Origin of the sequence: Limnohabitans sp. MMS-10A-178, from assembly GCF_003063375.1 — a bacterium.
GTDB lineage: Bacteria > Pseudomonadota > Gammaproteobacteria > Burkholderiales > Burkholderiaceae_C > Limnohabitans_A.
In genome coordinates this window covers 229,994-250,276 of the sequence record NZ_NERY01000003.1, presented here as the reverse complement: position 1 = coordinate 250,276, position 20,283 = coordinate 229,994, and the positions used below count along the sequence as shown (strand labels likewise).

The window sequence follows — 20,283 nt, the reverse complement described above, 5'->3', positions numbered from 1 at the left end:
TCTAAGCTATTAAGGACACGGTGCCGATCAGACCTTGACGGTGTAGTTCAGGGCCATCCTTCCGCCATCGACAGTAATCACCTCGCCGGTGATGTAACTGGCTGCGTCAGAGGCTAAAAATGCCACCACATGGGCCACTTCAGCAGGATTGCCCAATCGCTTCATGGGTGTTCGGCCAAGAATTTTTTGGCGAGCTTCTTCACTTGTCAAAACCGCCTTGTTGGCCAATTCAGTGGCAATGGTACCGGGTGCTACCGCGTTAACCCGAATACCGTCGTCGACCAATGCCAAGGCCATTGCCCTGGTGAGCTGGTTGAGGCCACCCTTGCTAACGTTGTAAGAAGCAATTTCAGGGATGGCCAATACGCCGTTGACTGAGCTCATGTGAACAATGGCGCCTCCGCCTTGCGTCTTCATGACGCGCGCAACTGCTTGGCCAATTAAAAATGCACCCTTTAAATTAACCCTCAAAACCTCATCAAAATCGGCTTCTGTCACTTCCAAAAAAGGAGCTGCTTTGAAGATGCCTGCATTGCTGATCAAGACGTCGATTTGGCCCAGCCTTTCTATCACTTTGCTCAACAGAGATTCGACTTCAGCTTTGCTGCCAATGTCACAGGCCATAAACAAAACGTCGTGTCCTTGTTGCTGCAACTGTGCTTGAAGGGCTTCACCCTTTGCCTTGTGAATATCCACAAAGACAACACGCGCACCATCTTCTACAAAGAGACGCACACACGCTTCACCAATGCCTTGCGCTCCTCCCGTGATGAGGCAAACCTTACCCCCCAGACCGTATGAAATTTGACTCATGCGCGAAATACCTTTTTGGAATATTGTTATGCTTGAGTGTGGAGTTAACGCTTAAGCAGCAGAGCCAATGATGCTCAAGGATTGTGCAATGGTTTGATGGCTGTCAAACCGATGATCTGATGCTTTTTGATAGAGCTGTCAACAAAGCTTTTTTCTATCAACTGCTTGACAAACTTTTCTAAATAAGCAGCTGCTTCAACTCTTCCAAGTGGAACTGAAAATCCATGATTGACAGTCATGAAGTTGCCCTGCAACAACTTGCCCGTGGGCAATAGATGCATTGATTCAATCAGATTCGGCTTCAGCCCTGCCACTGCATCAACTTGATTTTGGTTAAATAACTCAAGAGAACCTGCAAAGTTTTGAGTGTGAACAATTGACGCATTTTTCAATGTGGTCATCAAATAACGTTCATAGCCTGCTTTTTCAGGTGCTGCAATTTTGATTCCAATTGAATCAACTTGATCCGCCAACTCAAAACTTGAGTTTTGTTGGACAACATAACCAGCTTCGATTTCGGTCATGCCAGGCGAAAAAATAATAGTTTTGGCTCTGGTTTTTTCAATGGCCAAAATAGCAACGTCCCATTTGTCATTGAGAGCATCATCAGCCACCTGACCCGGTTGCTGGTAAACAAGCAACTCAAGTGGAACATCCAGACTCTTGGCCAGTTCTTGCATCAGGTCGACACTCACGCCAAACAATTCACCCGCTTCATTTTGGCGGGTAAAAAGGGTGTTGCCGATATTCATACCAGCGCGCAACTTTCCAGTTGGCGCTAAAGCCTGTTGAGCATTCATCGCAATTCCTTGTACTGGGTGATTGAGTTTAAGTAAAGCTGACACCCAGCCTAAACTGGAGACACTCCTTAGCTTTTGTGCTCAGCGTATACAAAACGCGTCTCACCAGTCTCTGTGAGCTTGCGGGTGGCCTGCGCATTGGCATAAATCCAAAGGATCTTCATCGATTCAGTGTCTGAGAGATTGCGAAAACGATGTGAGAGGTTGGCAGGAAGCCACGTTGTGTCGTGTTTTTTAAGAACGACTGATTCATGACCTTCCATCTCTAGCACTGCATTGCCTTCCAGCAGCATGACACTCTCTTCACAGTTGTGGCTGTGAAAAGCGATGGCTGCGCTGGGTCCGAATTCGGTAATGCCATTGATGAAAGTTGAGGCGCCAATGGCTGGAGAAACGAGCGGTATTGTTTTGGCACCACCACCACGGTCATGGCTTTTGAGTTGGTCGGGTTTCAAAACAATAGGACGGTATTCTGTGGAAGTTGTCATTGTGATTTCCTTTCAAAATGTAATAGGTTCATTTTAGGTGCGAATAGAATTTGTCTACGCCATCGTGACGATAGGCTTAATTTTCATCTCTGCAGCCAAAAGATTCAACTCATCAATTAAAAATGGGGCAACAGGAATACCCTGAGTCTCGTAGGCTTGGCGTTTTTCATGGCTTTGCTCTCCAGGCAACCAAATGCGCTCAACCCCGGGCAGTCTTTCACTTTCGCGAATTTCACGCACCAGTTTGTCTACGGCGTGTTTGAACACAGCAGGGTCACCAAATGCGGCGAGGTTGATCACGAGAATGGCCTGTCCCGTGTTGGTGGTCGTGACATGGTCGGCATTGAAGTCAACCACATCTCGACCCATGGCTGCGCCGCCTAAGGTGCCAGCCAGCATGCCCACAATGAGGGCCAATCCATAGCCTTTGTAATCACCAATCGGCAACAAGAAGCCCTCGTTTGCTCGATTGGGATCTGTCAAGGGTTGGCCTTGTCGATCAATCATCCATCCCACGGGCATCTGTTCACCGCGCTTGGCTTTGGCCTTGACTTTTCCATATGCAGCCACAGTTGTGGCCATGTCAAGAACAACCGGCGGTTCTTCCGCGCCAGGAATGGCTGCAGAAATTGGATTGGTCGACAACAGCATGTCAGAGCCACCCCACGGAGGTAAGTGGTTGGCGTTGCCGACCGCAAAATACAAACCCAACATATCGTGTTGGAGTGTTTTGCGCGAATAAAGCGATGCAGGGCCAGCATGATTGCTCATGCGCGTACTCACCCAAGCCACGCCACAGTGACGTGCCTTTTCGATGGCCAAATCGACGGCATGCGAGACAACCAGATGACCCATGGCATTGTCGCCGTCAACAACCGCTGAGCCAGGCATTTCATTGACAACTCGAATATTTGGATTCTTGTTAATACCGCCAGCACGAATTCGTTTGATGTATTGCGGCAGTCTGATCACACCATGACCGTCAGAACCTTGCATATCGGCCTCCGCCATGAGGCTAGCGACCTTCAAGGCATCGCCATCAGGCAAGCCTTGGCTGAGCATGGCTGAGTGAATGAAGTCTCGCAAGTTCGAATACGAAACTGAAATATTGGATGTGTTGGTAGCCATAAGGTCAAAAAACTTAAAAATTCATTGGAATGAAGGGTGTCTTTTGCCTTGTCAAACCGAGTGTCGATAAGGCATTTCAAATTTATTATAGAAACGGAAAACCCTTCGATCCAATACCAAATTCCCCCTATGCCATATCATTACGGTATGGATAATTGAAACTCAAAGCTCTATGAACCTCAAAGCACTCCGCTATTTCGTGGCTATCGCCGACGCTGGTAGTTTTACGGCTGCCGCGTTAGCTATACCAATTGCCCAACCAGCGCTGACACGCCAAATTCGTGACTTAGAGGCCGATTTGGGGGTCTCGTTGTTGTTGCGACTACCTCGGGGAGTAAGGCTCACTCAGGCAGGTGTCACCCTCTATGAATCAGCCAATCTGATCATTAAAGAAGTGGAAAGAGTACGAGAAAAATTAGCTTTTAAGTTAACAGACAAACGCTCAACGGTTTTCTTGGGAATGCCACCAACCCTGTCGCGGATCATGTTACCCCGTCTCTTTGAGCAATGCCTGGAGACTCTTCCTAATCTTGAACTCAAAACTCGTGAAGCCTTCACGCCAACATTGCTTGATTGGTTGGAGCGCGGGATGATTGAAATGGCCGTGGTCACCAATCCTGAAACAAACAGAAGCTTAAACTTCACCCCCCTACTGGGTGAGCCTTTTGCTTTGGTATCTCATTCACGCATGAAGATGCGAGCAACAGTTTCGATACAGCAACTTGAACGAATCCCCTTGCTGATGACCACATTGCACTATGAACTTGTAGAGAAGCAACTTTTTCCCATCGGCAAAAAGTTGTCGGTCACAGCCCTGATTGATTCGGTAGACTCTATCCGTGAGTTGGTCTTGAGGGGAAAATGGGCAACCATCATGCCAGTCTCTGCATTTAAGGAAATTGGCCTCAGCACGGATGTTGTCATGTCTGAAATCACTGGCGTTCAGCTCAACCGCTTGCTTGTTCTAGCCTCGCGAAAAGATAAAAACCACAATCAGTCAGCTGTTTTGGTAAGGGAAATGGTCGAGCAACAATTCCGTCGACTCATTGCGGAAGATGTTTTCAGTTTGTCTGGTCTGCATTCACCATCAAAGTGATAGCTGAATTTCTTTGAAGGTAGACAGATGTCCATAACGGCCCAAGTCAATGGCCGTTTCGCTCACCATCAAATGCTGCCGATGTGAAATGGCCTGACTCGAAGAGTCGGCCGACTTGATGTAATCACCAAGCCAACGAGCCCGCTGAATGGCTAACTGGCCAGCACGCAAGCGTTGATCCGAATAAGCAAGCAGTGCCTGCGAAGAGGCACCATGCAAGCGAATTGAATCCGAGATGGCCGCTGCATCCTCTGCTGCTTTGGTAACGCCCATGCCAATGTGAGGGCGCGCTACAAATGCTGCATCTCCCATGATGGCGATGCGGCCCGAAACAACTTGGTCTGAGGCCAGATCGTAGATGGGCTGCAAAAATGGTTGAGCTGTTTTCTCTAGAATTTCAGCAAACTGAGGTGATAACAAATGGCGCGCATCCTCGCGCGCCTTGGCTATCTGCCGCCAAGATACTTTGTTAGGTGGAATACCCTGAGGGTAATGATTGCCATCGGCGTCTGTCAGAATATTGCCAAGTTGATCGCCATAAGGCATTGGGCGATACCAAACAAAGTTGTAAGCACGTTGACCCCTTCGGGTATCGTTATTGGGGCCAGCAACCGGATAACCAATGATTTGCTCATCAGCAGGCACACAAAAACCAAAGTAGTCAAACAAAGAGTTCAAGGTGAAGTCGGACAGCAAGGACTCTTCGCAAACCCCACGCCAAGCAATATAGCCAGCGTAATTGGGTTGAGTATTTGGAAACACCTGTTGGCGAATGCTCGAGCGAATTCCGTCGCTTGCGATCAACAGATCAGCCTCAAATGTCAACTCAACATTTTCTTTTAAGGCAAAAACACGTACCTCGCTTTCATCTTGCTCAACCCGTTGGACAGCCACACCTTGAAGGTATCGGTCAGTCGGGAAAGAATCGAGCAAAATTTGATACAGACGACTCCAAGATGTAAGCACTTGGGGCATTTCCAGTTTTTGTGAAGCATTGCCAGAACCATCAAGCAATACTCGGCCCGGGACCAAGACGCCAAGGGTCGATTGCACATCGAGGTCCAAAAGCTCTAGGGCGTTGACAAGCGCATCGTGCGACACAATGCCGGCCCCGCGACCATTCATGGAGCCTTTGACTTTCTCAAGCACTCGAACATCATGACCGTCACGCAGCAACATATTGGCCACGAACAAACCACCGAGCGAACCACCGGCAACCAGAATACGTGCCATGACTTAAGCGCCGGCTGACATTGTGCCTAAGGCTTGCTTTTCTGCAAATGAGTAGTTAAGTTCCACCACAATGCCGTTGGGATCGTCCAAAAACAATTGGTGCAAACCAAGCCCAGGAACGTCCCGACGCCTAGCTTCTATGCCCATCTTTGTCAAACGATCGAGCATGCCTGCCAGATCGGTGGCAAAAAAAGCAACGTGGTCCAATGCGCCACTGCCTGTCAGTTGGCTCTCTTCCCGATCGCCTAAGTACTGCTTCAAACCAGATGCGTCGTTTCGATCAATGCCAATGATGTGCACCGCAGCATTGGTGTAAACATCCGTAGGTCCTTGATAAAGCCAATGACCTGGAAAAGGAAACTCTGGTCTCGGCCCATCAACCAGACCTAGCAAAGAAACATAAAAATTTTTGGTTGCAGCCAGATCAAGGGTGCGAATTGAAAAATGATTCAGCGACAGTTTCATGAGATCACCTTTTTTTGGAAGCACTCTTGGTAGGCTCCGAACACATGCGCGACAACACATCAAATACTGCCGCGGTGTCATGACTTGCGTGTCCCATACCCATGGCCGCGTTGTAAATGGGCACCGTGGCAGCAAACAAGGGCGCTGCTACCTGAGTTTCGGCCAATGCCTGTGAAATGAGATACATGTCCTTTTGCCAGACAGAGATTTTCATGGTGACCTCTTTCCAGCCTTCATCTTCCATGAAGGGGCCGCGTACCTGCAGCATTCTGGACCCACCCGCACCATCACTGAGCACCTCCACAGCTTTGCGAGGCGAGATGCCCCAGCGTTGGCCCAACAAAAGTGCTTCAGCCGTAGAGACGTTGTGAATGGCCACGAGCAAATTGGCCATCAATTTCATTTTCATGCCATTGCCAAATGCGCCTAAGTCGAAATGCGCTTTGGAAAAACCTTCAAACACGGGCACCAGCCGACGAATGTCTGCCTTGGAGCCGCTGGCATAAACCGTGAGGTCCTTGCGCTTGGCTTGTGCGCCCGTACCGGACAAGGGGCAATCGAGCAACACAACACCGCTCTTGGCTACTTTCGCGCGAGCTGCTTCCTTGTCGCGGGGGTCAAGGGTGCTGGTTTCAATGACCAACAAGCCTTTCTGACCCGCAGTGGCCAGAACTTCTGCGCTGTCTTTCAAGGCTGCTGCATTGGGCAAAGAGCTGATGACCACCTGAACAGAACCCACCAGTTCGGCGGCATCACGGCAGGGTTTTCCCCCGGCCGCTTTGAGTTGTTGGCGCGCCTTCGCACTTGGGTCAAATCCTGAGACTTGAAATCCAGCCCGAATCAAGTTCTCTGCCATGGCAGAGCCCATGATGCCTAGGCCCAAAAAGCCGATTCGCTCCAAAGCCACTTTGGGTGTTGAAACTTTTTTGATTTTTTGAGTGTTCATTTGATCTCCTAAATTCACGATACGCTAAACTATTTGTCAAGAACCGTCAACAACAGGAGACTTAACCGTGACAAACGCAGCAAATTCTTCAGCGAATCACACACCCGTCAAAGTGGGCTTGGTTGGCTATGGTTGGTGGGGAAAAACAATCGCTAGACAAATTGCCAACTCACAGTGGCTGCAACTTTGTGCGGTAGCAGAAATAGATAACCAAGCCAGAACAGCCATGCAGAGCGATCCCGCATTGGCCAACATAGCGGTGTATGAATCGCCCGAAAAACTGATGGCACACGGCACTCTGGATGCCGTTATTTTGTGCACCCCCCACCAACAACACGCGCAACAAATGCTGTTGGCAGCACAAGCCGGTTTGCATGTGTTTTGCGAGAAACCCTTGTGCCTGACCTTGGACGATGCTCAAAAATCCATTGCGCAATTCAAAGCTCGCAACCTTGTACTAGGCATTGGGCATGAGCGCAGGTTTGAACCCGAAATCATGGCCATGCGTCAATTGATTGCCGATGGCGGCCTCGGCAAAATTTTGCAAATTGAAGCCAACTTTAGCCAGGATAAATTTTTTGCCTTGCCCAAAGACAACTGGCGTTTGTCCAACACTTTTGCACCCGTAGGACCCCTCACTGCAACAGGCATTCATTTGGTTGACCTGAGCATCGCTTTGTTGGGTCCTTGTGAATCCGTTTGGGCACGTCTTGCCACCTTGGGTTCCGATTTTGAAAATGGTGACACCCTGGCCATCATGATGGGATTTCCAAATGGTGCCAACGCCATGATCAGTGCCGTATTGGCCACGCCATTTGAGGGACGCTTTGCAGTTTACGGCTCGCACGGCTGGATTGAAGTTCGCGATCGCACGCACCCTGAAAACCCTACGGGTTGGGACATCACCACCGTGCTGCGCGGCAAAGAACCACAAAAGCGATTTGCAGCACCGCATCCAACTGTGCTGGCCAACCTCGAAGCCTTTGCAAAAGCAGTGCGACAAGTTGCACCGTACCCTGTTAGCACCCAAGAAATGTTGGCCAATGTTGCAGCACTGGAAGCCATCATGAAGTCGGTACAATCAAAAGGATTGCAAGCAGTGATCGCAGCCTAACCAAACACCATTCAACGTCATGGTCACCAAGCGCACCGTTCGTTCAACCGTCAAGGCCAGCACCACTCGCCTCACTGGGCCTGAGCGAGAAAAACACATTGCCCAAGAGGCCGTGCGTTATTTCGCCGAGGTTGGTTTTGTTGGGGATACTCGAGAATTGGCCCAACGTCTTGGGGTCACACAATCGCTGCTGTACAAATATTTCCCAAGCAAAGAAGCCCTCATCAACCGAGTGTATGAAGAGGTTTATCTTGGTCGTTGGAATCCGTTTTGGGAGTCTGTGGTGAAAGACCGCAGCATTCCCTTGCAAGACCGCCTCACCAGACATTACATTGAGTACGCCAAAGCAGCGCTCACACGAGATTGGGTGCGAATTTTCATGTTTTCAGGCCTGCGCGGTGAAGACATCAATCACAAATACCTGCAAATTTTGCGTGAGCGAATTTTAGAACCCATTGCCATTGAACTTCGCCATGAGTTCGGACTCCCTGGCATTGAACAGATGCCTTTGAAAACCAGTGAAATTGAACTGGTGTGGAGCATCAATGCCCGCTTGTTTTACTTTGGGCAACGAAAATGGATTTTCAATGTGCCCATCGAAGACGATCTGACTGACTTGATCAGCATCACCATACAGCACTTCATTGCCGGTGCTCGCGTGGTACTGCCGCAAATTTTGAACACACCCGCTGCACCCAAAAAAACCAAGAAGCGCTCAGAGTGATGTCGCCTGGCTCGGCACCTCCCCAATCACCCAGCATAGGGTAAACACCAGTCATTGCGCTTCAGGGATCACGATAAAGTGATCACATGAGTACCCCTTCTTCAATTGTTCAATAAGTTGGTTTGAACAAACGAATTCACCATGATCAAGCTTCAGCACAATCGGGACCAAGTCAGCTCGACTCAAGACCCTCAGAGTGATTTGTTGCATTTTTTGCGCGAACAGTGCTCAGATGCCTCCGTCAGGTTTGGTTGTGGGAGTGGGCATTGCGGCGCCTGCACCGTCCTCATCGATGGTCAAGCTCAAAATGCTTGTACAACGCCCGTTTGGGCTGGCGAAGGCAAGCACATTCAAACAGCCAAAGGCTTGCCCGAAGACGAGGTGGGACGGATTGTTTTGGCTGCTTTTGTCGAAGAGCAAGCGGCTCAATGCGCTTATTGCATCAGCGGCATTTTGGTCCGCATCACGGGGCTACTGAAAAATCAGCCTAATGCCTCTGTGGCCGAAATTAAGGACAGTTTATCCAGGCACCTTTGCCGTTGTGGCGCCCACGCACGCATCATGCGCGCCGTGCTTTTGGCACAAAAGAACATTCAGCATGTCACTACCCTCCCCTAGTTTGAGCACAGCGCCGCTTGCCAAAGATTGGTTGCGCTTTAGCCCTGAGGGCCTTTTCGAATTGCGTTCAGGCAAGGTCGAACTGGGTCAAGGTATTTCTGCAGCATTGACGCAAATTGCCTGCAATGCTTTAGGCATCAAAGCCACGCAAATTATTTGGTTGGCTGGAGATACGCGGTATTCACCCGACGAAGGCTTTACAGCAGGCAGTCAATCGATTGAAGTGGGTGGCCAAGCTTGGCAAAGAGTGGGCGACATTGTCAGGAGTCACTTTGCGCTCGCAGCGGCTGAACAATTGTCCTGTGAAGTTTCCGATTTGACCCTGCGCGATGGCGCATTTCAGGGTCCATCCGGTCAACAAACCACCTACCACCAACTGGCTCAAGAAAATACGCTGGCTTGGGAGGATATCCGTGTCGATGTTGAAGACCCAACGCTTTTAACAATTACCACACAGTTAGAGACCGTCACTCGAAGTGATTTGTGGCGAAAGTTCACGAGCGACGGTTTTATCCATGACCGCCGTTTACCCGACATGTGGCACGCGCGAATTTTGCGTGGGCCCCACCCCTTCAGCAGCGCCACAGAGTGGCCAGTCGAGCAACTCAAAAAGTTGAAGGGCGTAGAAAAGGTATTGATTCAAAACTCTTTTGTGGCACTCGTCGGACGAGATGAAGGCGCATTGATCAAAGCTCACGCACAAGCGAGACAATTGGTGAGTTGGATTGTTCCCAACATTCCTGCGCAACAAGCTGCACACGTTTTGTTGCCAAGCATGGATTCAAAATCGAGTATTGCATTGCATGAAACAGGCCAGTCAACCCCAAGCAAATCACCAGGCAATGACAAGCATCGCTTACGCCGCCAATACTCACGCCCCTACATAGCGCATGCCTCTATTGGCCCGTCCTGTGGCTTAGCGTGCCCCACAGAAAACGGCGGCGTTCAGGTATGGTCACATTCACAAGGCGTGTTCACTCTTCGCGATCAAGTGGCGCGAGCACTCAAGTTGTCTAAACAACAAGTGCAAGTGGTCCATGAACCTGGTGCGGGCTGTTATGGCCACAATGGCGCAGATGATGTGGCGTTTGATGCGGCATTCATTGCACACACATGGGGTCTGAATGTACGTGTGCAATGGAGCCGTGAGGATGAGCTAACAGTCTCACCCATGGGTTCAGCAAGTTCAGTGGAAATACAAGCTGGCTTGAGTGCAGAAGGTTTCATTCAAAATTGGCATGTTCAGGTTTGGTCGCACGCCCATGTAAATCGGCCTGGCTGGGGCAACGGCCTCCAACTGCTGGGAGCCTGGCAAGCATTTCCTGATGAACAAATACCTGAGCCCAAAGACATGCCTCTGCCTGCCGGCGGTGGTTTGCGAAACGCAGTACCGGCTTATGAAGTTGGTGAATTGACCGTAGAGCACCACTTTTTAGAAAAATCTCCAGTGCGGGTTTCTGCATTGCGCTCACTCGGAGCGCATGCCAATACATTCGCAATTGAGTGCCTGATGGATGAGTTGAGCGAAGTCAGCGGTCAAGACCCCGTGGCCTTTCGACTCAAACACCTCACAGACCCGCGTGCTCGGCATGTGGTTCAAAAGGTGGCTGAAATGTCGAATTGGCATGCACGCGGCCATGCTGGATCTGGCATCGGTTATGGCATGGCTTATGGACGTTACAAAAACAAAGCCGGCTATTGCGCATTAGTTGCTAAAGTGGAAGTCAGTGAGCGCGTGAAAGTGCTCCAGGTATGGTCCTGTGTAGACGCAGGCAAGGTGGTGCATCTTGATGGTTTGCGCAATCAAATAGAAGGCGGCATTTTGCAGGCCATCAGTTGGAGCTTGCATGAGTCGGTACTCTGGACTGAACAAGGCATCAGCAGCAATGAGTGGGAAAACTACCCCATCTTGTCATTCCTAGATGTTCCAGAGCTTGATATTCACATTGTTGACGAGCCCAACAACCCCAGCTTGGGAAGCGGCGAAGTGGTAACAGGGCCATGCGCCGGCGCACTGGGCAATGCAGTGGCACATGCACTGGGCGTGCGTGCACGGCACTTGCCTTTGACACCTGAAAACTTAATTTTGGCCATGGACCAGAGCCATGAACCTGTGACCTCTTAATTGATAGAAAGTTTCCGATGAAAGCACACATCAACGGCATTGAGATGCATTATGAAGTTTCTGGCAGCGGCCCCTGGCTGACACTGTCTCATTCTTTGGCTGCTAACACAGCCATGTGGGATGCCCAAATGCAAGCACTCAATCAGCACTTCACAGTTTTACGCTATGACATTCGAGGGCATGGCCAAACTCAGGCAACGCCGGGGCCCTACACACTGAATCAATTGAGCGATGACGTGCATGCTTTGCTGGTGCACCTGGGCGTTCAGTCAACCCACTGGATTGGCTTGTCTCTTGGCGGCATGATTGGGCAAACTTTTGCCATTCGGCATCCAGAAATGTTGGGGCATGCCGTCATTGCTGACAGCTCAGGCAGAGGTGCTCCCAATGCAGCCAGCATGTGGGGTGACCGTGCCAAATTGGCCCTCAGCCAAGGCATGTCGCCGCTTGTGGAGCCCACTTTGCAGCGCTGGTTCACGCAAGACTACCGCGAAAAGAATCCAGCTGTCATGGCTCAAATTGGTCAGATGATTGCCAGCACCCCCCCAGAAGGTTATGCGGGATGTTGCGGTGCAATTTCTGGCCTCAATACCCTTGATCAATTGCGAGATTTGCGCTCCCCTTGCCTTGTGATGGTAGGAGAGCAAGACATGGGCACACCTCCCGCCATGTCGGAGCTCATTCACCAACACTGGCCAGCTTCAAGCTATGTGGTGCTTCAAAATGCTGCTCACATTTCTAACATTGAACAGGCCCAAGCCTTCACGGATGCCGTGATGAAATTCTTGCCGCACTGATAACAAATATCTATACTCCAAACCGAGTCAATAAAGCAAAAGGAATACACCATGGGACTTCGATTTCTTGAACACGTACTCATTCTGACGCACGATCCAGAAGCCACTCGCGATTGGTTCTGCGACAACTTGGGTTTCACAAACGGATATCACCCTGAGTTTGGTTTTCCTGTTTACTGGCTCTACATCGGCGATCAAGATGTCTTGCACATTGGCAAGGCAAGGCACTCTGTGCACCAAGACACTTACCTCAAAACGCCGTCGGATGTTGAAGGTGCAGACTATTCAGCAGCGGGTGCTTTGGGTTCTGGCCGCATTGACCATATTTGTCTCAATTGCGAAGGCATGGAAGAATTTATCGACCGATTGAATCAACGCGGGGTGGAGTTCAGTGAACGCAAAGCCCACAACTCCAACTTGTACCAACTGTTCATGCGTGAACCCATCAATGGCATCAAAGTTGAATTGAACTTTTCGTGGGAAGAAGCTGTTCGCATGGGACGCGTCGCTCAATATCACGACAACGGTCCAGTTACCAATTCAGTCACATAATCGCAAGGAAAACATGAAAGCCATCCGTATTTACGAAACAGGCAGCCCTGAAGTTCTCAAAATTGAAGAACTCCAGCTGCCCGACCCCCAAAAAGGTGAAGTTCGAATTCGCCACACAGCCATTGGCTTTAATTTTCAAGACATTTACACACGCTCTGGCCAATATGCGGCCCCCCTGCCCACGGGTTTGGGCACTGAGGCTGTTGGCATTGTTGAAGCCCTTGGCCCTGATGTCACAGACTTCAAAGTGGGCGACCGTGTGTGCTACGCCAGCGGCCCCGTGCTGGCAGCTTGTGCCACCCATCGCAATTATCCCGTAGCGCGTTTGCTGCATGCGCCCGCGCACATGAAAGATGAAGAAATTGCAGCATCCTTGCTCAAAGGCATGACCGTTGAGTACCTCATGGAGCGTTGCTATCCAGTTCAAAAAGGCCAATTTGTGTTGATGCATGCAGCGGCTGGCGGCGTTGGCTTACTGGCTGGCCAATGGGGACGTCATTTAGGCGCCCGCATGATTGGTGTGGCTGCCGGCGAAGAGAAAGTGAAGCTCGCCTTGGCCAACGGCTATGAATTCTGTCTTGACCGACTGAAAGACGACATTCCTGCGCGGGTGAAAGAAATCACTGGTGGCGTAGGCGTGCCTGTGGTTTACGACTCAGTGGGTAAAAACTCGTTTGACCAATCGCTCAACAGCTTGGCGCCCAGGGGTTACTTTGTTTCCTTCGGAACCACCACGGGAGCCCCTGCACCTGTGGCTGCCAGTACCCTGCAGAAAATGGGATCGCTGTACTTCACGCGCCCCACTTTGGTCACCTACACAGCGTCTACAGAAGATTTGCGCCATTCAGCTTCTACTGTTTTCAATATGTTTGCCAAAGGAGCCCTCAAGATCACCATCAACCAGCGCTATGCATTGGAAGATGTTGCCAAGGCGCATGCCGAATTGGAGTCTGGCAAAACCAGCGGCTCGAGTGTTTTTATTCCCTAAACACTCTGCATGTCACTCACTAAATGAGTGATAAAGACAAAAGCGCACTTACTCAGTGCGCTTTTTTTTAGACTGTAAACTCGCCGCCCTCGACGATGACGTTTTCAACCACGCCTGCTCCAGCCCTGCGGTAGGCTGCAGCCGCTTTGTATTCCTCAGACTCAAAGCAAGCCACTGCTTGAGCATGCGTGGGAAACTCGATGACTACAAACCGATGAAAGTCCTCAGGGCCTTCCATGATTTGGTATTTGCCGCCACGGGCCAATACCTTGCCGCCATGTCTGGCCAAAATACCAGGCACCAAGTCGGTGTACTTTTTATACTCAACCGGATCGGTGATGCGGGAGCGTGCTAACCAATAAGCAGCCATGTCAACCTTTCAAAATCATCCAAATTAACGGGCTAACTCATTGCCCACATTGGGCAGCCAATTGGCGATTTCAGGGAAGATCACAATCAATACGATGGTGACGAGCAGAACAATCCAGAAGGGGATTGAACCTCTGAAAATTTCACCCGTTGTTAAATCTTTTTCATCCGTCACCGCGGCTTTCACCGTGAACACCAATATTCCAAAGGGCGGTGTGAGCAACCCCGTTTCAATTGCCAAAATACCAATGATGGCAAATGCCAGCGGATCAAATCCGAGTGCAATGGCCAATGGCGCGAAGACGGGAACCGTTAGCAAAATGATCGAGATGGAGTCGATGATGCAGCCCAAAATAAACCAGACCAACACCATAAAACCCAAAATCATGTAGGGCGACAAACCCGAATCAAGGAAAAATTCCTTGGTTGCACCGGTGACGCCCGTCATGGCCAAAACCCTTGAATACAACTGCGCGGCCACCAGCAACAGCAGCAATGGCGCAGAGGTTCGGCCAACCGACAAAATAGCATCCTTCATTTCAGCCAAGGTCATGCCACGCATGATGGCCAAAATCAAAGCCAGGGTTGCGCCAACACCAGCACCTTCAGTGGGTGTGAAAAAGCCCAACCAAATACCACCCAACACCAACACAATCAAAACCAGCAAACCCAAAGTGCTTCTAAAAATGGCTGCCATGTCTTTTTCGGCAACCAAATCGTTGGCATCTCTGGCTTCTTGTTGAGCAGTTGGCAGCACCTTGCCCTCGCCCACACGCTCAGGATGGCGAATGGCCACCCACAAGATATAGCCAATGAAAAGAGCAACAACCACAAACCCAGGAATGATGCCGGCAATGAACAAACTGCCAATGGACATCTCCGTAATCACGCCCCAAACGATCATCAGCACCGAGGGAGGGATGAGCATACCCAGGCAAGCACTACCGGCAATACAACCCAAAGAAAACTTTCTTTCGTAACCATGGCGACGCATTTCTGGGTAGGCAATTTTTGAGAACGCCGCGGCAGCAGCAATCGACACACCAGTAATGAAGGCAAAAACGGCGTTTGCCAGCACAGTGGCAACACCCAACCGGCCCGGAATGCGTTTAAGACCTCTGTTGATCAGTGCAAACAAGTCTGTTGCTGCGCCTGATTTGGCTAAAAATTCACCCATGAGCATGAACAATGGAATGACAGCAAAAATGTAGTCACGCAAAGCCTCATAAGCAGTGTTAGAGGCAAAACTCAACACGGTATCGACCTGTCCGGTCATGAGGTAAATGCCCAGCATGCTGGTTATACCCAGCGACACAGCAATGTGCACACCACTAAAAACCAAGATCAGCAACACGCTGACCAAGGTAATCATTTGAAATGAATCGAACATATATACCCTGATCAGTGTTGAGAAGAAGATACAACAGGAAGCTCGCCCTTGATCGCACGTTCAAAATTTTGAACCATCAAAATCAAGTAGCAAAGTGCCGCCAAACCTGTGCCTAGCACAATGACGAACCTGGCTGGCCAAACGGGAACACGCATGGCCCCTTCCCCTTCAAACTCGTTGGACGCCCAAGCATGCACAGCGCCCTCAAATGTTCCATAGCAAAGAAATGCAAAAAAGAACATCCCTGCAAAAGCACCCAAAACGCCAAAGATGCTTTGCCACCTAGGCGAAAACTTGATGACCACCGTATCGACATTGAGCATGCCACCCGAACGAATGGCATACCCAGCCTGGAGAAAGCAGATGGTCACAATGGCCAAGGAGATCACCTCGGTAGTCCCCTTGATGGGACTACCGAAGAACACGCGCCCACTGACATCGCCAACGACAAGAAAGCACAACAAGAAAGCCAAGATGGCTGCTATAACCATGAGGGCCTTGCTGACCCAGTCGATAAGTGTTGTCATAGGGGCGTTCTCTTTACTTGATCACATAACGCACAGGCCACTTGTGGCCCATTTTTTCGGCTTCTTCAAGTGTGGTTTTCAAGACCAAGGAACCTGGCATGCCTCGGGCATCCAAATCAGAGGCCATGGCTTGCGGCCAATCTTTGAGTGAGTTGGCCCACTCAAGCTTGACAGACTCAGGCACCGACTTGACGTTCACACCCAAAGTTTTGAGCTGAGCAATTTGCTTGGCGTAGTTCTCTTGGTTAACCGTGCCAGTTTTGGCTTCATACTCTTTGGCAACTTCGATGATGATGGCCTGAACATCTTTAGGCAATCTGGCCATGCGGTTCTTGTTGATGGTCAAACCGTGCCATGTAATGGCACCAAAACCAACTTCGGTGTAATTCTTGGCCACTTCATGAAACTTGAAGTTCACCCAAGCTGAAGGGAACATCACCCAACCGCTGTAAACGCCAGTTTGAAGGGACGTGTAACCGTCTTGGAGGGTTGATTGCACTGGCGTGACGCCTGCATACTCCAACCACTTCAGGTTCAAGCCTGCGCCGGCAATTTTCTTGCCCTTCAGTTCACTGATGTTGTTCCACTCAAAAGTGGTACCAATGTTGTAGCCATTGTCAGAAATCAAGGCGATCAACTGTTGGTTGAATTTGTCTTCAAAAACTTTCGACAAGGCTGGAACTTTGTCGTAAACGGCGCGGGCCAATTTGACGCTGGTTTCCGAGTTCATGGTGCCAAACGGCAACATCACTTGGAAAGCATTCAAGGGAAGGTTTGAAGCCTCAAAGCAGAAGCAGAGACCGCCAATGTCAATCAAGCCCGACTGCACACCTTCAAGGGTGTCGGCCAACTTGACCATAGAGCCACCATAACCCTCCACAAACTCAACTTTGTGCTGAGTTCGCGCAGCCACTCGCTTGGTGACCTCAGGCACAAAAAAGTTTTGCATCAAGTTGACATACGTGTTGACAGCGGCGTGGCCAGAGGCAATGCGCAGTCTGATGTTTTCTGCGTTGGCAGCTGATGCACCAAACAGTCCTAGCAAAGCTACCAGCAGTGCTGGTTTGAATTTCTTCATCATCAAAGTCTCCTGGTTGTTAAAAGCAACGACAATTTAATTCATCAAGCGATCACCGTCAAACACTTCTTTGGTGCCAAAAAACAAAAAAGGAAAATGCATCAGGGATTGACCTCATCCAATGCACCATTCAATGTGCTAGCAATAAGATGAATATGCAATTCCAATTTACCCATGAATGAGGCTTTTTCAGAGAGAAAAACCCTTTTTTAACCGATCATGAAAAACCAAGTTCGACGCTCAATGAGACCGACTTTTTTTTCGCCCTCCTCATTTCTATCTAGGGAAAGCACTAGGTCTGCGCATCCCTAAAAACCCTATTTCTAAAAGACTTTTTCGGGGTTCATTTCATGCCTATGTGCACAACAGCAGGCTTCATCCATAGCCAGACAAGTACGGCAGCCCCACTCACCAACGAGCAGACAAGAACCAAAGAAACATCTTGCGCCAATGACAATGAACCCGCAATCCAAGCAACCAGGCCCCCAGTAGTCATGTGAATGGTTCCGATGACTGCGGAAGCTACGCCCGCTTGCAAGGCTCTGCCTTCAAGCACCTGAGAAAACCCTGCCGGAAACACAATGCCCTGCCCCACTGCGTAAAGTGTCAAAGCCAAAGACCACAACCACAGGGAAGGCCACCAAAGGGTGCAAATGAACGTCAGCATGCTGGCACCAATGAGGCACAAGCCTTGGTTGATCAACAAGGTGCTAGACCAAGATGCGTTTCTTCTGACCCAAAAGTTGCCCACCGCAAAGCCAAGGTAGGTGCCCCCCAAAATAGCAGCAATCACGCCACCAGAAACACCTGTGGACTGTTTGATTGCGACAGGCCCGATGGCAGCCACTACAAAAAATGGCGCATTGGCAAAAGCGAAAGTAAGACAGGTTCGCAAGATGAGGGCATCACTTGCCACTTCTAACCACACGCCCCACTTAGGCGCCAATGTGCCGGCAGAACGTGTCTCGGGTTGCCAACGCCAAGACACAAAAATGACCACCAACACAAATGCTACGAGGGCCAACAAAGGCACACGCCACGTGAACCAATGACCAAGGGCCCAAGCCAAGGGCTGGGTAATCACAGGCGTGACTGCAAAAATGTTTGACAAGGTGGCCATGTTGCGTTGAAGCACTGGCCCTTGGTGCAAGTCGCGAAGGCAAACGCGCGGCACCACCATGCAGGCCGAAAAACCCAAGCCTGAAATGAACCGTGCCCAAAGCAATTGGGTATCGTTGTTGGCAAATGCCGCGGCAATGGCCCCCAGTAGTCCTAGGAGCAAGCCGCCCATCATGGCTGGGCGACGACCCCAATGGTCTGCGGCACCTCCCATGAAGGGTTGCCCCAAACCCAAGCCCAACACAAACAAGGCCACAGTCGCCGCGCGGGCGTCTGCGTCCATGTTCACGTTGTTGGCAAAAACCGGCGACAAACCAACCGCAACATTGACCCCAAATGGTGCCAGTGCCGCAAGCAGTGCAAAAAATGCTGCACCGTACATCCAGCCATTGACTCCAACTGAAGCAGACTTCGAGTCTGAGTTCAATGGCATCCTGAGTTTCAACCCGTCACGCGGGTCACAGACTGACCGCTTTCGCTCATGAGCTTGATGGCCTCTGGAGACCACTCCACAGCGGGAGAGTGACCACTGATGATGGCAAACAAAATGCCTTCTTCTTTGCCTTCTGGCACATCGATGCATTCGAAACGTCGTTGAACGCCGATGGGCACAGCAATGAAATCCATCGGATTCAAGATCACATGGTCATTGCCCTTGTCGCCCTCCCACTCAATCATCCAGCGTCCTTCGATGGGCATAAAGCATTCGGACGTGTCGTGGTTGTGCATGAGTACGCCGCAGCCCGCGCGAGCCCTCACAAAAGCTGCGCCATAACCCGTCGTTTGACTCGACATACTCGATGCCACTTGGTTGCCAAAAGGAGAGTGCTGTGTTTCACCTTTGGGCTGCTCAAATCCCAGCACACTGAGGAATGTGCGCTTGCACTGTTCCAAATGCATGTCTGGCAAACCTGTGGTAACAGGCTCTAACTCACTGTAACGGGCCACGCAACTGAGCACGCTGCTTTTCTCTGGTTTGATCACGGTCATGGTCATGTCTGTCTCCTTGAAAAATTATTTAAAAGGTACTTGTTCGCGGTACCAGTTTGAAATTTGTTCGCCTGTTTGGATCACAACGCCGGCCTTAGACTGAATGTGATCTAGCAATTTTTCAAAATATCCAATTCGGTGGGGCACACCGGTGATGTAGGGATGCACACTGATAGACATCACGCGAGGAATTGTTTCACTTTCTTGCCACAGGCGCTCAAATTGATCGATGCCTCGCAAGAGCAATTCTTCGGAGCGATGCTGCTGCAACAACATCATGGGAATGTCATTGATTTCAACGGTGTAAGGAACAGACAAAACAGGTTGGGGTTTGGCATTCAACCAGACGGGTTGATCGTCCAAGACCCAATCTGCCACATACTCAATGCCCGCTTGCGACAGGCAATCGAGCGTGTTGTCGTCCTCAGTGAGGCCGGGACTCTCCCAACCCACAGGTGGCTTGCCAGCCATGCGCTGGATGGTCTCAACCGTGGCCATGATGGATTCAGCTTGGTTGGGTAATTTGTGCATCGGGCCTTGCACAAAACCATGCCCCATGATTTCCCAGTTTTCCTTCAGCGCTGCCTCCACAATGCGCGGGTAACTGTCGCAAACAATGCCATTGGTGGCCATGGTGGGAACAATACCGCGCTGGTTGAGCGCATCATAAAGGCGCCAAAAACCAACCCTCATGCCGTATTCGTGCCATGCCCAATTGGGCAAATCAGGCAGCATGGGTTGACCCATAGGCGGGCTTAAAACCATGCGCGGCATGGCGCGCTCAATGCTCCAGTGCTCAACATTGACAATGATCCAAACCAACAATCGGCCTTGGTTTGGCAACTTCAACACTGGTCGGTCGACGATCGCCGAATAAGGAGATCGTGCGCTGAGTAAATCGGTCATAAAGGCTCCTTCGTCAG

At 50.4% G+C, this 20,283-nt stretch carries 22 protein-coding genes; 8 read left to right on the top strand and 14 right to left on the bottom strand.

Translation table 11 applies throughout. The annotated features are described in order from the left end of the window. Positions 1-27: 27 nt before the first annotated feature. The 4 genes from B9Z32_RS12935 to B9Z32_RS12920 all read right to left on the bottom strand — a co-directional run bounded on the left by B9Z32_RS12935 (position 28) and on the right by B9Z32_RS12920 (position 3,229). On the bottom strand, positions 28-813 hold the full coding sequence (locus B9Z32_RS12935; RefSeq protein WP_108421832.1) for an SDR family NAD(P)-dependent oxidoreductase: 786 nt from the start codon (positions 811-813) through the stop codon (positions 28-30). Between the two features lie 74 nt (positions 814-887). Next, complete coding sequence (locus tag B9Z32_RS12930; RefSeq protein ID WP_146179492.1) at positions 888-1,658, bottom strand: transporter substrate-binding domain-containing protein; 771 nt, start codon at positions 1,656-1,658, stop codon at positions 888-890. Between the two features lie 23 nt (positions 1,659-1,681). Next, positions 1,682-2,101, bottom strand: coding sequence for a cupin domain-containing protein (locus B9Z32_RS12925; protein ID WP_108421830.1), 420 nt, complete (start codon positions 2,099-2,101; stop codon positions 1,682-1,684). Between the two features lie 54 nt (positions 2,102-2,155). Then, positions 2,156-3,229 carry an Ldh family oxidoreductase gene (locus B9Z32_RS12920; protein WP_108421829.1) on the bottom strand — a complete coding sequence of 358 codons (1,074 nt, stop codon included), beginning with the start codon at positions 3,227-3,229 and terminating at the stop codon, positions 2,156-2,158. Positions 3,230-3,401: 172 nt separating this feature from the next. On the opposite strand from B9Z32_RS12920, the gene B9Z32_RS12915 reads away from it, so the two are divergent. Beyond that, the gene (locus tag B9Z32_RS12915) at positions 3,402-4,325 is read left to right on the top strand and encodes a LysR family transcriptional regulator (protein ID WP_108421828.1); all 924 of its coding nucleotides are present in this window, start codon (positions 3,402-3,404) and stop codon (positions 4,323-4,325) included. Here the strand turns inward: B9Z32_RS12915 and B9Z32_RS12910 are convergent. The 3 genes from B9Z32_RS12910 to B9Z32_RS12900 are packed head-to-tail and all read right to left on the bottom strand — an operon-like array spanning position 4,317 to position 6,969. Continuing rightward, on the bottom strand, positions 4,317-5,558 hold the full coding sequence (locus B9Z32_RS12910) for an FAD-dependent monooxygenase (protein WP_108421827.1): 1,242 nt from the start codon (positions 5,556-5,558) through the stop codon (positions 4,317-4,319). The two genes, B9Z32_RS12915 and B9Z32_RS12910, sit on opposite strands and share 9 nt — an antisense overlap. Before the next feature lie 3 nt (positions 5,559-5,561). After that, a complete protein-coding gene (locus tag B9Z32_RS12905; protein ID WP_108421904.1) occupies positions 5,562-6,023 on the bottom strand; it encodes a VOC family protein in 462 nt (153 codons plus the stop codon). A gap of 4 nt (positions 6,024-6,027) precedes the next feature. Further along, a complete protein-coding gene (locus B9Z32_RS12900) occupies positions 6,028-6,969 on the bottom strand; it encodes an NAD(P)-dependent oxidoreductase (RefSeq protein ID WP_108421826.1) in 942 nt (313 codons plus the stop codon). Between the two features lie 67 nt (positions 6,970-7,036). Between B9Z32_RS12900 and B9Z32_RS12895 the strand changes: the two genes are divergently transcribed. From B9Z32_RS12895 to B9Z32_RS12865, 7 genes are all read left to right on the top strand, one after another. Further along, positions 7,037-8,083, top strand: coding sequence for a Gfo/Idh/MocA family protein (locus tag B9Z32_RS12895; protein ID WP_108421825.1), 1,047 nt, complete (start codon positions 7,037-7,039; stop codon positions 8,081-8,083). Between the two features lie 19 nt (positions 8,084-8,102). Then, a complete protein-coding gene (locus tag B9Z32_RS12890) occupies positions 8,103-8,807 on the top strand; it encodes a TetR/AcrR family transcriptional regulator (protein ID WP_108421824.1) in 705 nt (234 codons plus the stop codon). Between the two features lie 141 nt (positions 8,808-8,948). Beyond that, the gene (locus B9Z32_RS12885) at positions 8,949-9,425 is read left to right on the top strand and encodes a (2Fe-2S)-binding protein (protein ID WP_108421823.1); all 477 of its coding nucleotides are present in this window, start codon (positions 8,949-8,951) and stop codon (positions 9,423-9,425) included. Further along, on the top strand, positions 9,406-11,550 hold the full coding sequence (locus B9Z32_RS12880) for a xanthine dehydrogenase family protein molybdopterin-binding subunit (protein WP_158268217.1): 2,145 nt from the start codon (positions 9,406-9,408) through the stop codon (positions 11,548-11,550). Before B9Z32_RS12885 ends, B9Z32_RS12880 begins: the two co-directional genes overlap by 20 nt. A 17-nt stretch (positions 11,551-11,567) precedes the next feature. Beyond that, positions 11,568-12,347, top strand: a complete 780-nt coding sequence (locus B9Z32_RS12875) for an alpha/beta fold hydrolase (RefSeq protein ID WP_108421821.1) — start codon at positions 11,568-11,570, stop codon at positions 12,345-12,347. A gap of 51 nt (positions 12,348-12,398) precedes the next feature. Continuing rightward, positions 12,399-12,899, top strand: coding sequence for a VOC family protein (locus tag B9Z32_RS12870; protein ID WP_108421820.1), 501 nt, complete (start codon positions 12,399-12,401; stop codon positions 12,897-12,899). 13 nt (positions 12,900-12,912) lie between these two features. Continuing rightward, a complete protein-coding gene (locus B9Z32_RS12865) occupies positions 12,913-13,887 on the top strand; it encodes a quinone oxidoreductase (protein WP_108421819.1) in 975 nt (324 codons plus the stop codon). Between the two features lie 67 nt (positions 13,888-13,954). On the opposite strand, the gene B9Z32_RS12860 is transcribed toward B9Z32_RS12865, so the two are convergent. The 7 genes from B9Z32_RS12860 to B9Z32_RS12835 form a co-directional block, all read right to left on the bottom strand. After that, positions 13,955-14,257: a DUF1330 domain-containing protein gene (locus B9Z32_RS12860; RefSeq protein ID WP_108421818.1), complete on the bottom strand. Its 303-nt coding sequence runs from the start codon at positions 14,255-14,257 to the stop codon at positions 13,955-13,957. A 24-nt stretch (positions 14,258-14,281) separates the two neighbouring features. Further along, a complete protein-coding gene (locus B9Z32_RS12855; RefSeq protein WP_108421817.1) occupies positions 14,282-15,646 on the bottom strand; it encodes a TRAP transporter large permease in 1,365 nt (454 codons plus the stop codon). An 11-nt stretch (positions 15,647-15,657) separates the two neighbouring features. Continuing rightward, a complete protein-coding gene (locus B9Z32_RS12850) occupies positions 15,658-16,173 on the bottom strand; it encodes a TRAP transporter small permease (RefSeq protein WP_108421816.1) in 516 nt (171 codons plus the stop codon). 13 nt (positions 16,174-16,186) lie between these two features. After that, positions 16,187-17,254, bottom strand: coding sequence for a C4-dicarboxylate TRAP transporter substrate-binding protein (locus B9Z32_RS12845; RefSeq protein WP_108421815.1), 1,068 nt, complete (start codon positions 17,252-17,254; stop codon positions 16,187-16,189). Positions 17,255-17,594: 340 nt separating this feature from the next. Beyond that, on the bottom strand, positions 17,595-18,803 hold the full coding sequence (locus B9Z32_RS12840; protein ID WP_158268216.1) for an MFS transporter: 1,209 nt from the start codon (positions 18,801-18,803) through the stop codon (positions 17,595-17,597). A gap of 8 nt (positions 18,804-18,811) precedes the next feature. Next, positions 18,812-19,366, bottom strand: coding sequence for a cupin domain-containing protein (locus B9Z32_RS14145; protein WP_158268215.1), 555 nt, complete (start codon positions 19,364-19,366; stop codon positions 18,812-18,814). Positions 19,367-19,384: 18 nt separating this feature from the next. Next, positions 19,385-20,266, bottom strand: coding sequence for a polysaccharide deacetylase family protein (locus B9Z32_RS12835; RefSeq protein ID WP_108421813.1), 882 nt, complete (start codon positions 20,264-20,266; stop codon positions 19,385-19,387). Positions 20,267-20,283 lie beyond the last annotated feature (17 nt).